This is a genomic window from Paraburkholderia sp. SIMBA_053, assembly GCF_046534895.1.
GTDB classification, from domain to species: domain Bacteria; phylum Pseudomonadota; class Gammaproteobacteria; order Burkholderiales; family Burkholderiaceae; genus Paraburkholderia; species Paraburkholderia caledonica.
The window spans coordinates 1-238 of sequence record NZ_JAWRXU010001628.1 but is presented as its reverse complement, the minus strand read 5'-3'; the positions used below and the strand labels follow the sequence as shown (position 1 = coordinate 238).

The 238-nt window shown below is 68.5% G+C and carries 1 protein-coding gene; it reads left to right on the top strand.

Going from position 1 to position 238, the window contains the following annotated elements:
- Positions 1–214 (top strand): substrate-binding domain-containing protein (locus SB753_RS41070; protein WP_410805680.1); only part of this gene is annotated, 214 nt, incomplete at its 5' end.
- Positions 215–238 lie beyond the last annotated feature (24 nt).

Here is a 238-nt window from a genome sequence, read left to right as displayed (position 1 = left end):
CGGCAAACGCGTGCCGCAGGATGTCGCCGTGGTCGGCTTCGACGACATCTCGATCGCCGCGCAAGTCGATCCGCCGCTCACCACCATCGCCCAGCCGATGCGCGAACTCGGCGAGACCGCCGCGCGCCTCCTGTTGCAGCGGCTCGCGAATCCGTTGGCGAATGTGCCGGGCGTGCTGCTGCCGCATCGGCTCGTGATTCGCGGGAGCACCTGAGCCATGAGTCTCGCGATCCGCTTC